This is a genomic window from Flavobacterium cheniae, assembly GCF_004363695.1.
Classification (GTDB): domain Bacteria; phylum Bacteroidota; class Bacteroidia; order Flavobacteriales; family Flavobacteriaceae; genus Flavobacterium; species Flavobacterium cheniae.
In genome coordinates, this window is the sequence record NZ_SNZC01000002.1 from 456,265 (window position 1) to 472,418 (window position 16,154).

Genomic DNA, 16,154 nt, shown 5'->3' on the forward strand with positions numbered 1-16,154 from the left:
GAACTTGCATAAAACTATTCAACCTTATCCTTAAAATCTTCCCAAGCTTCTTTAGTTAAAATAGGTTTCGATTCTATCTTTTTACCTTTTAAATAATTCAAAATGGTTTTGGCTCTCGCTTCTGATTCGGGATGAGTGGAAACCCAATACGTATATTTGTGTAACTCATTATCAACGGATAATTCGTAAAGAAAATCAGCAAATGGTCTTGGATCGATATTCGCGTTAAGCATATATTTTACGCTTTGCATGTCGGCTTCGGTTTCTAAACTTCTGTCGTAGGCTGATGATGAAAGTGTTTTTAAAATTTCACTTAAAACCGCACCATTTGAACCAGTCGTAATCGATAATAAAACAGAAAGACCAATTTCTTTCGATAATTTTTTCATTACGTGATTGCCTTCAATATGGGCAATTTCGTGACCTAAAACACCTAATAACGCTTGCTCGTTTTTACAAGCTTTGATTAAACCTGTGTAAACTACTAAATGATTATCAGGCATAGCAAAAGCGTTTACTTCATCTTTGTCAACGATGTGTACTTTTAAACTGTCTCTTTCGATGCCGTTTTCTTTACAAATTGGCAATAACAAAGAATCCAAAGTATTCACAATCGAATCATCAAAAATGATAGTTTCGGTGTCTTCAATTTCGTTCCAAATGATATCACCAAGTGTTTTTTCAGTTCCTGTTTTGGCTTCTTTTACCTTAAAATGTTTCACAAAATCAATTTGCGATAACAACATCCAAACACCAAAAAATAGTGCTACGATAACTAATCCTTTACTTATTGTCTTCATTCGTTTTGCAAATTAAATTAGTTACATCTCCAAAAAAGAAGAATTCAGTGTGTTGTCCTTTTCTTACTTTAGTTGCGATAATTAAGGTAGAGAAAAACTCAATTAAGTTAAAAACCACTAACGTAATAATGTAAGCAAAGTAATAATTGGTTGCCTCTCCATCTTGAAAAAGAATAGACATAGTCCACCAAAAACCAGCACTATTAAAGAAAAATAATCCCAATTGAGAAACCAAAGCTTGTGTACAATGCCATTTTACAAACGCTGTACTTTTTCGGTTTCCTAAATAAAAGAAGATACTCGCCATTAAATTTAAAATAGGCAATGGCAAACCACCAATTACGGCTACTAATGACATCAAATAGCTATTCGACGCACGTTCTAGTTCCGATTCGTGAGGTTGATAATTAAATTTTGCTGTTGTAATCATAGATTTTTTTTAATGTTCCAAATCCAATTGGCTATTACCAGAATGATAAGTACAATAGCGACTTTTCGTTTTCTGAGTATAGTTTCAATTTTTAAATAAGTGGTGTAAAATGTTTCCTTTTTTTGAATGAAATCATAGCTAATCCAAACGGGAGCTATTATCATTATTAGCCCAACAATTATACCAAAAGGATTGATTAAAATTGCTGAAAGAAAATTTCCGTGTGAAAGTTGCATTACAGAACGTGTAGTTCCGCAAGAAGGACAAGGAATAGTGGTTACTTTTTTAAACAGACAAACGGTAAATTCTTGACTTTGAATTTCGTGTTCGTGTTGCAACGAAAAAAGCAACCAACTATACCCTACAAAACAAGCGAATAAAAGAAATAGATATAGCTTGTTTTTATGCATTATTAGAACATAAAAGTTCTGTTGAATAACTCCATGTTTTTCTCTTTGGTAGCTCCTTGAATTAAAAACCAATCCACGATTGTCCAAACATATAATCCTCCACAAGTTAATAATTTCCCAACACCCATACCTGTGTCGCCTATATAAAATCTATCAACACCTAAATTTCCTGCAAAAATAGATAAAATTAATGCGGTTGTAGGGTCTTTAAACTGAACTGTTTGTACCATTGGCCATTTCTCATCTTCCATTTGTAATAAACGTTCTCTGATAGATGCTAATTGATATCCTTCGAAAAATTTCGCGTTCGTCATCATGAACATGTCTACTTTTTGTGATTCCATTGTAAAATTGTTTGTTTTAGTTGTCTCCTACTCGTAAGGCTTTTCGGATGCGCCATAAAATGCTAATATAAAAACATTTTCTTTATTAGTCGACAACAACTAGAATTGTTACAAATATTATTGATAAATCTTACAAATCTTATCTACAATGGTTTGGGCAAGTTTTTGATGGCTTTCAAATGTCCAACCTGCAATATGTGGTGTTAACAAGACGTTTTCAGCTTGTAAAAGATATTCAAAAGCGGCAGGTTTTTCACCTTCAAACAAGGTTTCGAAAGATAGTTTTTCGTATTCTAAAACATCTAAACCAGCGCCTAAAATTTTTCCAGATTTTAAAGCTTGAACTAAATCTTCTGTTACAACTGAATTTCCTCTTGCCGTATTAATTAACCAAAATGGTTTTTTGAATTTATTTATGAAATCCGAATTAATCATTTTATCGGTTTCAGGTGTCCATGGCGTGTGTAAACTTAAAACATCTGCTCTTTCTTGAAGTTCGGATAATGCAACTTGAGTAGCATTTTCATTTCCCATATTCGGTAAAATATCATGACATAAAACGGTTACATCAAATCCACGTAATTTTTTAGCGAATGATTTTCCCATGTTGCCATAACCAATAATTCCGATGGTTTTGCCTTCTAACTCATGTCCGCGATTGGCTTCACGCTTCCATTGACCCGATTTTACTTCGTTATTGGCTTTGTTTAGATTATTAAAAAGCGATAATAACATTCCGATAGCATGTTCGCCAACTGCATTTGCATTTCCTTCTGGAGCAGCAATTAAATGAATTCCTTTCGCTGTAGCGTAATCACAATCGATACTTTCTAAACCAGCACCAACGCGCGCGATGAATTGCAAATTTGTAGCTTTATCTAAAAACGTTTTATCAATTTTAAAACGACTTCTAATGACAATTCCGTGGTAGTTTTCAATTTTGGCTTCTACTTCTTGTTTGGATGAAGTAAAATCGGCTTCGTTATGAAAACCCGCTTGTTGCAATTGTTCCCAAAGTAACGGATGGTTACTATCGATATGAAGTATTTTGATATTGGCTAAATTCATGTTTTACAAATAAAATATAAAAGTACAAATAAAATGGAATCCAAAAAAAATGAGGCCATTTCGACCTCATTCTTATTTTATAAGTTTAACCAAGATTCTGGATTTAACGTTGTCGTATTTTGTAATACTAAAAACTTAATTACTGCACTTCCAGAAGAATCGGTGTGAATTTTTCCAATATTTTGTTTGATTGTTACCTTTTGACCTTTGCTCACACTAACAGAAGATAAATTCAAATAAACAGTAATAAAATCTCCATGCTGAATATAAACCGCTTTATTGTTTGCTGAAATTACCTGAACTTGCAACACTTCGCCACCAAAAACAGCTCTTGCCGAAGCACCTGGTTTTGTTGAAATTTCAACACCACTATTATGAATGGTCAAATTTTTATGAACTGGATGTGGTTGATCGCCATGTTTTAATGAAATATAACCATCAACTACTGGCCATGGTAACTTACCTCTATTCGCTTTGAAATTATCTGAAACCACTTTACCTTCAGCAGATAAAACAAATTTTGTTGCGGCAGTTGTTCCTGCCTTTGGAGCAGTCGTTCCTGTTTTTGCAGCATTTCTCTTATTAGCTTCTGCAATTTCTGCGGCAATTAATTTTTTGATTTTTGCATCAATATCTTTTGCTTCTTTTTGCTTCTTACTAATTTCAGCCGATATTTTCTTTTTATCTTTTTGAATTAATTTTGCTAAACGTTCTTGTTCTTGCTTTTCCTTTTCTAATTCTTGTTTTTCTTTTTCAGTTTGCGCTAAAACAACTTCTTTTTCTTTTTTACTTTCTGATAATCGTTTTTCAGCGACTACTAATTTATTTTGTTTATCCTTGATTTCTTCACCTTGCATTTTTCTAAATCCAGCATATTGTTTCATATATTGGATTCGCTTATAGGCTTGAAGAAAATTTTCTGCTGAAAGAATAAACATAATTCTGCTTTGCTCGTTTCGGCTTTTGTATGATTTTACAATCATTTTTTCATAATCTTCTTTCAATACTTTTAACTCTCTATTTAACTTGTTCATTTCTAACTGTGTTAAATAAATTTCGTCACTTAATAAACGGGTTTGCTTTGCCGTTGTATTGAGTAATTTTTGTCGCAATTGAATTAGTCCTTTTTGCTCACTAATTTGTTTTAAAACCGATTTTTCTTTCTTTTTTTCCGCTTCTAAACGCGATTTATTTTCTGAAATTTCTTTCAGAATTTGTGCTTTACGCTCTTCTAACTTTTGCTGTTCAGAAGGTTGAGCAAAACATAGTGTTGTGATGAAAAAGAAAAATAGGATTTTAATGAATTGGTTCATGCAATAAGGATTTTTACAAAGGTAGTTTTTTTACTTAAATAAAAAATTAATTGATTTCAACTGCGGTGTAACCACTAGGTATTGAAAAAGGATAACTCAAATTTTCATTAAATGTTGTGTTCTTATACTCAATATCGATAGTCACTTTGTCTTTCTGTTCCGCTTTTATGTTGATTTCATTTGGTAAAAACATTCCTTTTTCTTCTTTGAACGAAGGATAACGAATTTCTAAACTACGATTTTGACTTGCTTGAGTTATCGTTTCTTTTTTTAATAAATAATTAGCGCCCTCAAAATAAAATTCTTTTGCAATATCTGAACCATTTGGCAACGACAACTTAAACATTTTCTCTACTACTTCAGAAACCCATTTATCTTTTGTTAAATCGTCAATTGCTTTTCCAAGAAATAAATTCTGTACTTTTTGAAAATCCAAATCAGTTCCTAACCAATTGCTTAACATACTGAAATCGCCTTCAAAATATGTGTTATTTATCTTTTCGTAATAGCTCACTTTTGTTGGAGTTATCATCGCTTTTGCCATTGGAATTCCTAAGAATTTAATATTAATCCAAATGATTTCGTCTTTTTTAATTCGAATATCGGCATTCATAGAATGAGATTGTTTCTCATCTTCGTATTTAGCGTTTGCTCTGATATTTAAGGTGGTAAAATCGTGCTCGTTTTTATAATGACCTTTGATTACTTTTGAAACTTCTGTATTTTCATTTGCAGCAGCTGTAGTTACGGATTGCTTTGATTTACATCCGATTAAAAAAACGATTAAAAAGGCTGATAGTATTGACTTCATTTATTTTTGTAATTGCTTTAATTTGTTGGTGTACACTTCTTTTTTAACCTTTTCATTCAAGTTTTCGCAACTGATAATTAATTGTTTGTAAAAATTAACATTGAAACGATTGTTGTAAATCCCAGATTCAGAAGGATTAAACTCAACTACAAAATCCAAGCCGTTTTCTAAAATGTTCTTTGCTTTTTTATATTCTTTAAGTTGATTGTATCCTAAACCTGCATAAAAATAAAACCCAACTTGTGTTGGAAATGACTCCAAATACTCTTCTGCTTTTTTACTAACCAACTGAAAATCTTGCTTTTGAATTAACACTTCTAAGTACAATTCCATAGCTTCAACGTCATCCGAATTCTTTTTGATTCCTTTATCAAAATATTTCGAAGCATTTTCTAAATCATTCTTTTTCCAGAAAAACTTAGCTACTTCTTTAGCTACATTAATTTCTCTATCGTTATCAAAATAAGGAATTGCTTTATCGATATCTTTTAAATACGTTGGATTTTTAACTGCAAAAATTAAAAACTCATTAAAAACGCGATGTTTAATTTTTAAATCCATTCTATCGTTGTCCAAAACTTTAAACATAGATTTTGAAGCATTCGTGCCATCGTTATTATTCAAATGAAACTTCACCAAACTCACGTGAGCCCAATCGGAATTTGGGATTTCTTTTTCCAATTGTTTTGCAACTTCAAAGGCTTTGTCTTCCTGATTGAAACTCGAGTATAAAACTATTAAGTCGATGTAATTCTGTTCGTCTTTAGGATTCTTTTTAATTGCTTCTTCTAATTGTTCTTTTTGTGGTTTTGTATAGGCATTTGATTCTTGAATCTTCAATTTATAGTATTCCATGGTGCTGGTCAACTTAGATTTCGATTCCATGTCTTTCAACAATTCTAACGCTTTTCCGTGTTGGTTGGTATTCATGTAAAGCGAAACCAAATCTTCTCTCATGTTACCATCAAACTCAATTAATTTTTCTACAATCGGAATCGATTTTTGATAATCTTTAGTTTGATAATACACATCGTACAATCCGTTCCAATACCAACGTTGTTTGTTGTCTAACTCGACCGCTTTTTTGAAAGCACTTTCGGCATCAACATAATTTTTTAGGCTCAAATAATTTTTGCCTAATTCATATTGAAAAGAAGCATTTTTTGAATCTTTTTCAATACATTTTTGAATCGCCACAATAGCTTTATCGTAATTTTCAATACCACGTTGTTTCACGGCTTCGTAAAAATTATTTTCCAATTGGTCATCCACCAATGCAATCGCATCAGGATTTTCTTGCGCCAACAAGTGATTCCCAAAACTGAAAAGCAGGAATGTAAATAAAGCTATGTGTTTTTTCTTTATCATCTATTCTAAAACCGAATAATCTCCGATACTAATACTTGTAAAATTACCATCAAAACTCGCGTGATTTCCTATCATTGCATTGTCCAATTTGGCATTTTTGATATGAGCGTGTGTTTGAATCAAACTATTTTTTATGGTTGAATCAATTACGTGACATCCTTTTCCTAATGAAACATTTGGACCTACAGTAGCATTAATCAACACCACATCTTCACCAATATAACATGGTGGAATAATAGTTGAATTTTCTAATTTCACATCATAATCAACTAAATGTTCGCCATCGTTATGTAAAAAACCTAACATTCTTGTGTTCGTTTCAACAGTAACGTCTTTATTTCCGCAATCCATCCATTCGTCGACTTTACCTGGTACAAATTTCATGCCTTTTGCCATCATTTGCTTAATACCATCGTTAATTTGGTATTCGCCACCATGGATAATGTTGTTATCTAATACCGATTGCAATTCGTTTTTCAACACGGCAACATCTTTGAAATAGTAAATTCCAATAACCGCTAAATCCGACACGAACTCTTTTGGTTTTTCTACCAATTCGATAATTTCTCCATTTGTATTTAAGTTCACAACACCAAAAGCTTCTGGTTGGTCGACTTGTTTTACCCAAATAACGCTATCGGCTGAAGTATCCAAATCAAAATCAGCACGAATTAACGTATCAGCATAAGCAATAACAGCTGGACCACTCAAAGAATCTTTGGCGCACATAATCGCGTGACCTGTTCCTAAGGCTTCGTTTTGATAATAAATAGTTCCTTTTGCACCTAATTTTTGAGCAATGGCAATTAAATCTTCTTCTACTTTTTTACCAAAACTCTCGTGAATAATAAACGCAACTTCGTCTATTTTCTGATTTAAAACTCCGGCAATATCTTCTACTAATCTGTGAACGATTGGTTTTCCTGCTACAGGAATTAATGGTTTTGGAATAGTTAATGTATGTGGGCGAAGGCGTGAACCACGACCTGCCATTGGTACGATTATTTTCATATAGAATATGTTTAAACTTCAAAATTCGTTGTTCAACATTGAATATTCAACATTTTTTGAACTTGGAATATTCAACTTGGAATTTTGAATATTGATTTATTATTTACTTATTTTTATTTCTTGATGTTTCAATACTTTTTACAAAAATTGATATTAATTCATCATTTTCTTTAATTGCTGTATCTATTTCAATCTCTTGTCCTAAATATAATTTTGCTCTAAAAATATTCTTTAAATTAGAATGTGTTTCTCTGAGTTCCTTTAAAACAACAGACATTTTGTGAATAAAATCATTTCTTGATTCTGCACTTTGTGCTTCACTATAATTCAAAGATGGTGCAGTTCCTGATCTAACAATTTGTCCCGACAAATGATTACCTGCTTTTGTTGTTTTTACGTTGTCAGTAATGTTAATGATTTGTACTGCAAAATCAATTAGTCTTTCGTGTAAATCAAATTTTTTCATGGCTTATATAATTATTTATGTTACTGTTTACTATTTCAAAATTCGTTGTGCAACATTGAATATTCAACATTTTCAACAACGAATATTCAACTTGGAATTTTGAATGTTGAAGTTTTACTTCACTCCCGTGCTTCCAAAACCACCTTCACCTCTTGAAGTTTCAGATAATTCGGTTACTTCAAGCCATTCAGCGCGTTCGTGTTTGGCGATGATTAATTGGGCGATGCGTTCTCCATTTTCGATTACGAAATCTTCATTGGATAAATTTACTAAAATCACACCGATTTCTCCACGGTAATCAGCATCAACTGTTCCTGGTGAATTCAAAACAGTGATTCCTTTTTTGGCTGCTAAACCGCTTCTTGGACGCACTTGTGCTTCAAAACCGATTGGTAATTCAATGAAAAGTCCGGTTTTAACAATGGTTCTTTCTAATGATTTTAAGGTTATGGGTTCTGAAATATTCGCACGTAAATCCATTCCTGCTGAAGCGATGGTTTCATAGTTTGGTAACTCGTGATTTGATTTATTGATGATTTTAATTTGCATATTATTTTCTTCTGATAATCGTTAAAATAGTTTCTTTTTCGTTTCGGTATACAAAGTAAGCAAAAAACAAGATAGATGCAATTCCGAATACATAAGTTTCACGTAAAATGGGTACATAAAATGAAATTCCCGAAAGCACTATTGCCAATCCCAAATAAGTGAAAATCGATTTCTTATCGTATGGAATTGGATATTTTTTTTGTCCCATGTAGTACGAAATGAACATCATAGTTCCGTAAGCCAAAATAGTAGCAATTGCAGAACCCATGTAACTGATAATTGGAATTAAAAGTAGATTTAAAACTAAAGTTACAATAGCTCCAACAATAGAAATATAAGCGCCAATTCTGGTTTTGTCGATTAATTTGTACCAAACGGATAAATTGGTATAAATGCCTAAAAAGAAATTTGCTAAAACTATTAACGGCACAACATCCATCGCATCCCAATAAATATCTTTTGGCACTAAAATTAATTTTAAAATATCAGCAAAAACGATAACACCTAAGCAAATAAACGAACCGAAAATGACAAAATATTTAGTAATCGTGGCGTAGGTTTGAGGCGCATTTTCATTTTTTGCGTGACTGAAGAAAAACGGTTCAATTCCTAAAGAATAAGCGGTTCGGAACAACACCATAAACATTCCGATTTTGTAACAAGCAGAATAGGCTCCAATATCTGCCATGTCGACTTTCATCCAATCTAATAAAATTTTGTCGAAATGTTCGTTGATGGCAAAGGCAATTCCTGCGACTAAAATAGGCAAACCGTATTGCATCATTTTCTTCCACAAATCAGCATCAAATTGCCATTTGATTTTGAAATAATCGGGTAAAACGAAAAGTAATGTGACTAAACTTGCAATTAAATTTGCAACAAAAATGTACCCAATTTGAAAATCATCATGATAGATGGTTTGTAATAACGGATTTGATGATTCATTTGCTAAATCGGGTAAAAGAATTAAAAAGAAAACGTTTAACAACAAATTGATTAATACGTTTGAAATCTTAATTACCGCATATTTTATCGGACGACCTTCAGCTCTAATTTTTGAAAACGGAATAATTGCCAAAGCATCTAAAGCTAAAATCCAAATAGTGAAAACAACATATTCCACATTGATTTCTGACCAAAGCGCTAAATCTTTTCGGAACAAAAGGAATAATGCTAAAAATCCTATTGTTGACCAAAATAGTGAAATAGTGGATGTAGATATTACTTTCCCTTTGTTTTCTTCAGAATTATAAAATCGGAAAAAAGCCGTTTCCATTCCGTAAGATAAGATTACGTTGAAGAAAACTAAATAGGAAAAAATAACGGAAACTTCACCCATTTTTTCTTTATCTGTAAGATAGTAGACAAAAATTGGATTTAGAATGAAGCTGATAATTCTTGGCAAAACGGTTGCTATGCCATAAATTGCCGTTTGTTTAAAAAGACTTTTGTAAAGACTCAATTTCCTTTGGTTTTAGAATAACAAATGTAATTAATTCTTTGGTTTTGTCGAAGGATATTCTAACCCTGGTTTTTCTTTAACTACTTTAATAGTTTGACGAATTTCTTTTCCGTTTTTAAAAAAAATTAAAACGGCATCTTTTTCGGCTAAGGTTAAAGCATTTTTTGTACTGGCGTAAATTTTGGTATCATCACCTTCAAACTTTTGTTGATTGCCTTCGGTTTTTATTCTTGCAATAAAATGTAATGCATCTTGTTTTTCAAAAGGCGCTTCATGCCCTCTAAAAATTACTTTTTTTAGTTCAATTCCTTCGCTTAATTCGGTTTTTAAATCAACGTAAAAATTGATACCGCTTCCACCACCTCGAACACCAGCAACCCAAGTTTCATAAGATGCCGATAAATTGTTTTCTTGCACTATTGTTTCAGTTGTTTTACAAGAGATTAATGTTGTGGCAAAGAATATGGTTAAAATATACTGAATCATAATAAATTTCGTTTTGATAAAGTTACTGAATTTATTATTGCAAAAAACAATCCAAAAGCATTGTTTAGCATAATATTTTAATACTTTCGTAATATTATTTGTAAGATTATGACACGATTTTTATTTGTATTCCTTTTTATTATTGCAAACGCTTTTTCTCAACAAAAAATAGAGACTAAAAAAGTTCCTTCAACGCTTTCAAAGCACGGAATTACCATACAGGATGATTATGCATGGTTAGAAAATACTACTAATAAAGAAGTTGTGGACTGGGTTGAGCTACAAAACAATCTTAGCGAACAAAAACTATCTGAATTGGTCAAAAATTATAATTTTTCATTCAAAATAAAAGATTACGATTATTTGTCTACAAATGGATTACCAACTAAAAAAGGAAAGTATTTTTATAGTATTTATAGAGTAGATAAAAACAAACCTATCGTTTTATATTACAGAGAAAGTTTAAATGATTCAGGTAAGTTACTCGTTGATCCGTTTGATCTTTACAAAGATGCGAATGTGATTTTGTCTGGTTATTATCCTTCAAAAAATTCCAAATATTTGGCTTTTAAAATTAGTCCGAACGGAAGTGATAGACAAGAAATTAAATTTAAAGATATTACGAACAAAAAATATCTTGATGATGTTTTAACCGATATTAAATTTTCGGATGTTTCTTGGAATTCAGATAAAGGTGTTTTTTACAAGAAAAATTCAAACAAAGAATTCTTTGAAAAAGATTCTACATATCAATTATATTATCATAAAATTGGAGATGTTCAAAGCAAAGATCAATTGGTGTTTGACACTTCAACTACAAAGTCAAACTTTAGTTTTTTTACCAAGCAAAATAAATTATTTATTGTTGAAACAAGCGAAGATGAAACTACTAAAAATTATTATTATTCCACAATTGAAAACGAATCATTTGAATTTAAAAACTTCATAAAAGACGACAAAACGAATCTTGAACTTTTAAATATTATTAACGATAAATTCTACTTTTCAGATGAAAAATATCCGTGGGGAAATATCAGTTATTTTGATATAAACAATCGAACAGAAAACACTGTTTTGATTCCTCAAGTATATTCTCATTTACTTATTGGAGCCACATTTTTAGAAAATTATATCATTTGTAAATATAACAATATGGGCAAATATTATATGTCTATATACGATTATACTGGGAAATTTATTCGAAAATTTGAAGCACCACACAATTTGGAGTTTAATATTCAATTTTATGAAGAAAAAACAAATGAACTCTTCGTTACGTTTTCTTCAAATACAATTTCATCCTTAAATTACAGATTAAATATTACTACTGGAGCGAATGATATTTATTTTAACGATTATATTGCTCCAAAACCTACTCTATTCCCATTCAACTATTTTGAAACCAAAACGATTACATATAAAAGTAGAGACAATAAAGATATTCCAATAGTTATTATTCATAAAAAAGGAATTGAACTCAACGGAAATAATCCCACTTTGTTGAGAGTTTACGGTGGTTTTGGTAGTATTAGCAGTCCAAATTACAATACTGGATTATTATATTTTATGGAAAAAGGCGGTGTTTATGCCTTTGCACAAGTTAGAGGTGGTGGCGAAAAAGGGAAAAACTGGCACAGAGAAGGCAAAGGATTGAAAAAAATCAATTCAATAAACGATTTTGTAGATGCTGCTGAGTTTTTAATTCGAGAAAAATACACCAATCCAAACAAATTAGCCATTAATGGCGGTTCGCATGGTGGATTAGTTGTGGGAGCTGCAATGACACAACGCCCTGATTTATTCAAAGTTGTAGTTTCAGAAATGGGAAGATTAGATATGGCTACGCTTGATAAATACACTTCTGGAATACATCATTTTGACGAATATGGAAATCCAAACAACAAAGAAGAATTTGAATCTATGCTTTCATATTCGCCTTATCACACTATTAAAGAAGACGTAAATTATCCAACTTGCCTAATTATAACTTCTGAAAACGATGATAGAGTGCCGCCGTTTCAATCCTATAAATTTGTAGCGAGATTACAAAATAGAACAACGCAAAAAAATCCTATTTATTTAAAAGTAAATAAAAGTGCTGGTCATTCTGGCAACATTTCTAGTTATGAAAAATGGGTAAAACAAAAAAGCGAATTTTATAGTTTTATTTGGGAATACTTGAATAATTAGGGTCAACTGAAAAAGTTTGCAAGCAAACAACAATATTCTTTTTTAAAAAGTCACGGATTACACAAATTTCCACGGATTTTTCTATAATAATCGAATAAATCTGTGAAAATCCATTAATCTGTGGCAAAATGAATTTAATTGTTTTAATTGAAAAAACTTTAATAATTAATCCTTCAAATATTTCACAAAATGAAACCCTTTGGGCACAAAACCGTGATTCATGTAGAATTTTTGTGCTCCAAAGTTGGTTGTATAAGCATCTAAAGCAATCATGTTACAATTTTCATCGATTGCTTTTTGATTGAGATATTCGGTCATGATACTACCAATTCCTTTCGAACGAAAATCTTCATGCACCACCACATTGTCTAATTCTAAATATTTACCAGACCAAAGCTTTGTTCCAATCCAAAATCCAGCTAAACCCATGGTGATTCCGTTTTCCACTACAATTAATTGTTTGTAATTGTGTGGAATCATTTTATCTAACAAATCGCCATAAATTTCAAGTGTATAATCGGGATATAGTTGTTGTAAGATGGATAATTGCTCCAACATTTCGGCTTTTGTTCCTAATTCAATTAACTGTGGCATTTTATTTTTGTAATAGATTTTCGTTGAATAAGTCTAAAATTCTTCGGTATTCGTCAACCCAAGAATACGTTCTTTTAAATCCGTGGGCTTCCACTGGAAATACAGCTAAATCCCAGTCTTTTTTACCCAATTCTATAAATCGTTGCGTTAAACGAATAATGTCTTGGAATTGTACGTTATCGTCTACCATTCCGTGTAACATTAACAATTTGTCTTGTAAATTATTCGCAAAATAGATTGGCGAACTTTTTTTGTACGCTTCTGGATCGGTTTCTGGAAAATTTAAAATGTTTGAGGTGTAACCGTGATTATAATGCGCCCAATCGGTAACTGAACGTAACGCGGCTCCTGCTTTGAATTCACCTGGTTCTGTCAACAAAGCCATTAACGTGATGAATCCTCCATACGAACCGCCGTAAATTCCAACTCGATTAGCGTCAATTCCTGCTTTTTCTACTAAATATTTTTTTCCATCTAATTGATCTGATAAATCTTTTCCACCCATGTGTCGGTAAATTCCTGTTCTAAAATCGCGACCGTAACCATCGCTGGCTCTGTAATCGATGTCTAAAACCGTGTAACCTAAATCGGTTAGCAAATTGTGAAACATGAATTCTCTGTGATACGTGCTCCAATAATTGTGTGCATTTTGCAAATAACCTGCGCCGTGAACAAAAATAACTGCCGCTTTGTTCTTGTTTTCTACTTTTGGTTGGTACAAACGAGCGTACACTGTCGTTCCATCTTCCGCTTTAAAAGTGATGACTTCTGGTGTTTTCCAATTGTATTTTTTGAATTCTGGCGTAGTTGAAAACGTAATTTGTTTCAAATCGGCATTCGGTTTATTAGCACCAACGTACAATTCCCAAGGTTTGTTTTTATATGAATAACGTACTAAAAGTGTTTGTTCATCTGGAGATAATTCTACTTCGTAATTGCCATCATTCGTTAAAATTCCAGTCATTTTTTTGGAAGCGATGTCCAATTTGTAAAAACTTCTGTTTCCTGGATGTGTTGTCGTAGTTGTGATGTAAAACGATTTAGCGTCATTGGATAATTGAATATTTCGAACTTCCCAATTACCCTTTGTTAATGCTTCTTTTTTCTTGGTTTTCAGATTGTATGTGTACAAATGCGAAAAACCAGTTGCTTCCGATTGAAAATAAAAAGTCGAATTATCAATAAACCCTAAAGTTCCGCTACTGAAACTATAGCCTGGAATTCCAGGTCCGCCAATCCAAGCTTCGTCGTGTTGATGATCTAATTCGGTGATTTTTCCTGAAACTAAATCCAATTGTACCATCCAACGGTGTTTGTTGTCTTGACTTCTGATTTCCAACACAGCATTTTTTCCGTCTTTGCTATACACTGGGCTTTGCATTACTATTGCTGTTTCGTAATCCGATTTATCTTTTAGATTTTCGTAGTCTTGATAATATTTTGGTGCGTCTTTGATGCCTGATAAATTGGAAAACGAAACATAATATGTAGTATCTTTTTCTACATTGAAAATTCCTAATTTGTGCTTACTGAAATTTTTATCGGATACTTTTTCGCGAGCTTTTTTACTTTGAGTAAATCCATCATCCGTAATAAAATGTTCAACGTTAGTCGAAGCTTGTGTTGGATAATCTGAAATTCTAAAGGTTACAAATTTTCCATCAGGCGATGCTTTTACTTGTTCTAACGATGATTTATCATAGAAAATTTCTTTTGGAAACTTCTCTTTTTTGGATTTGGATTGCGCTTCATACCAATCGTCTGCTTTTGCTTCATCCCGAACAAATTGAAACAATGCTGCCTGTTGATCTTTTAGAAAAGAATCTACTTCTTTTGACGATTTATTTTCTTTTCCAGTTCTAAAATTCGTTAATTGAACAATCGAAAAATCTTTGGTATTGAATTGATATACATTGCGACTTTGCTGAAAAAAGATGATATTAGGATCACTACTTCTTTGAACAGAGGCAATTCGGTCTGCTAATTGAATGACTTTTTTAGTCTTTTTTGTGGATTTGGTATACGCATACAAAACGCCTTGATTGGTATAATACACAACATCATAATCTTTCTGTGTTGCCATGAAATCCAAATCGTAAATAGGATTTGAAGTCGTTACTTTTTGAGGCGACTTACTCGATTTATTCCAAAAATAGGTGCTGTTGTCGATTTCATTATTCGGATTCCAATCAAATAAAACGGTTTGCCCATCGATAGACCAACGTTGATTATCAGGTTGGTGCCCGATGAATTCGTCGCCTTTCATGATGTCTTCTAAACGAAGATTTTGCGAATAACCAAAAAAGGTGAAAAGTAGTAAGAAGAAACAGCAATATTTTTTCATTGGAAAATAGTTTGTATTCTTACAAATATACCAATAAAAGTAAATGAGGAAAAAAAGGTTTTGTTAAATGAATTATTGTTATTGGAAAATATATTTGTTTGTTAAGAAATGATTCCGTGTTATAAGGAGTTTATTGCGTTTAATTTTTAATAACTTTTATCAAAAAAAATCTAATTACCAAATACAATATAAAAATAGAAATGAATATAACCCACTGATTTGCTTCCTTTAAAAAATTAAAACTAAAAGAAGTAATAAAAACTACGTTAATTAAAATTAATATAAAAAGCAATAATAAAATCGCCAAGATACTAATTGAAGCGGCTTCAGAGGTATATTTATCCGAGCCGAGTCTAACATAAAAAAAAGCGTATATACTTTTATAGAAATATCTTATTATTTTCATAGAATGAAATTAATTAATTCAATATATTAATGTAAATTTTACGACCCTCACAAATATAAAACAAAAAAGTCCCGAATAAATCGGGACTTTTTATAATATATA

The 16,154-nt window shown here is 31.8% G+C and carries 16 protein-coding genes; 1 reads left to right on the top strand and 15 read right to left on the bottom strand.

Going from position 1 to position 16,154, the window contains the following annotated elements; translation table 11 throughout:
* Positions 1–14: 14 nt before the first annotated feature.
* From C8D80_RS07050 to C8D80_RS07110, 13 genes are all read right to left on the bottom strand, one after another.
* A complete protein-coding gene (locus tag C8D80_RS07050; protein WP_133608792.1) occupies positions 15–800 on the bottom strand; it encodes a M48 family metallopeptidase in 786 nt (261 codons plus the stop codon).
* Positions 784–1,230 (bottom strand): DUF4870 domain-containing protein, encoded by a 447-nt coding sequence (locus C8D80_RS07055; RefSeq protein WP_133608794.1) that lies wholly within the window; start codon positions 1,228–1,230, stop codon positions 784–786. The genes C8D80_RS07050 and C8D80_RS07055 overlap by 17 nt, the downstream gene beginning before the upstream one ends.
* A complete protein-coding gene (locus C8D80_RS07060) occupies positions 1,227–1,640 on the bottom strand; it encodes a DUF2752 domain-containing protein (protein WP_133608796.1) in 414 nt (137 codons plus the stop codon). The genes C8D80_RS07055 and C8D80_RS07060 overlap by 4 nt, the downstream gene beginning before the upstream one ends.
* 2 nt (positions 1,641–1,642) lie before the next feature.
* Positions 1,643–1,984: a TM2 domain-containing protein gene (locus C8D80_RS07065; RefSeq protein WP_133608798.1), complete on the bottom strand. Its 342-nt coding sequence runs from the start codon at positions 1,982–1,984 to the stop codon at positions 1,643–1,645.
* 117 nt (positions 1,985–2,101) lie between these two features.
* Positions 2,102–3,052, bottom strand: coding sequence for a 2-hydroxyacid dehydrogenase (locus C8D80_RS07070; RefSeq protein ID WP_133608800.1), 951 nt, complete (start codon positions 3,050–3,052; stop codon positions 2,102–2,104).
* A 77-nt stretch (positions 3,053–3,129) separates the two neighbouring features.
* Positions 3,130–4,365, bottom strand: coding sequence for a murein hydrolase activator EnvC family protein (locus C8D80_RS07075; protein ID WP_133608802.1), 1,236 nt, complete (start codon positions 4,363–4,365; stop codon positions 3,130–3,132).
* 46 nt (positions 4,366–4,411) lie between these two features.
* Positions 4,412–5,176 (bottom strand): DUF4292 domain-containing protein, encoded by a 765-nt coding sequence (locus C8D80_RS07080; protein ID WP_133608804.1) that lies wholly within the window; start codon positions 5,174–5,176, stop codon positions 4,412–4,414.
* Complete coding sequence (locus C8D80_RS07085) at positions 5,177–6,544, bottom strand: tetratricopeptide repeat protein (RefSeq protein ID WP_242004824.1); 1,368 nt, start codon at positions 6,542–6,544, stop codon at positions 5,177–5,179. It lies immediately after the preceding gene.
* Positions 6,545–7,555, bottom strand: coding sequence for a sugar phosphate nucleotidyltransferase (locus tag C8D80_RS07090; protein ID WP_133608806.1), 1,011 nt, complete (start codon positions 7,553–7,555; stop codon positions 6,545–6,547).
* A 103-nt stretch (positions 7,556–7,658) separates the two neighbouring features.
* Positions 7,659–8,021, bottom strand: coding sequence for a four helix bundle protein (locus tag C8D80_RS07095; RefSeq protein WP_133608808.1), 363 nt, complete (start codon positions 8,019–8,021; stop codon positions 7,659–7,661).
* A 114-nt stretch (positions 8,022–8,135) separates the two neighbouring features.
* On the bottom strand, positions 8,136–8,570 hold the full coding sequence (gene dut, locus C8D80_RS07100) for a dUTP diphosphatase (protein ID WP_133608810.1): 435 nt from the start codon (positions 8,568–8,570) through the stop codon (positions 8,136–8,138).
* A gap of 1 nt (position 8,571) precedes the next feature.
* Positions 8,572–10,032 carry a lipopolysaccharide biosynthesis protein gene (locus C8D80_RS07105; RefSeq protein ID WP_133608812.1) on the bottom strand — a complete coding sequence of 487 codons (1,461 nt, stop codon included), beginning with the start codon at positions 10,030–10,032 and terminating at the stop codon, positions 8,572–8,574.
* Between the two features lie 30 nt (positions 10,033–10,062).
* Positions 10,063–10,518 (bottom strand): hypothetical protein, encoded by a 456-nt coding sequence (locus tag C8D80_RS07110; protein WP_133608814.1) that lies wholly within the window; start codon positions 10,516–10,518, stop codon positions 10,063–10,065.
* A 108-nt stretch (positions 10,519–10,626) separates the two neighbouring features.
* Between C8D80_RS07110 and C8D80_RS07115 the strand changes: the two genes are divergently transcribed.
* Positions 10,627–12,708 (top strand): prolyl oligopeptidase family serine peptidase, encoded by a 2,082-nt coding sequence (locus tag C8D80_RS07115; protein ID WP_133608816.1) that lies wholly within the window; start codon positions 10,627–10,629, stop codon positions 12,706–12,708.
* Positions 12,709–12,873: 165 nt separating this feature from the next.
* Here the strand turns inward: C8D80_RS07115 and C8D80_RS07120 are convergent, their stop codons facing one another.
* Positions 12,874–13,302, bottom strand: a complete 429-nt coding sequence (locus C8D80_RS07120) for a GNAT family N-acetyltransferase (protein WP_133608818.1) — start codon at positions 13,300–13,302, stop codon at positions 12,874–12,876.
* A 1-nt stretch (position 13,303) separates the two neighbouring features.
* The gene (locus C8D80_RS07125; protein WP_133608820.1) at positions 13,304–15,646 is read right to left on the bottom strand and encodes a S9 family peptidase; all 2,343 of its coding nucleotides are present in this window, start codon (positions 15,644–15,646) and stop codon (positions 13,304–13,306) included.
* Between the last annotated feature and the right edge of the window lie 508 nt (positions 15,647–16,154).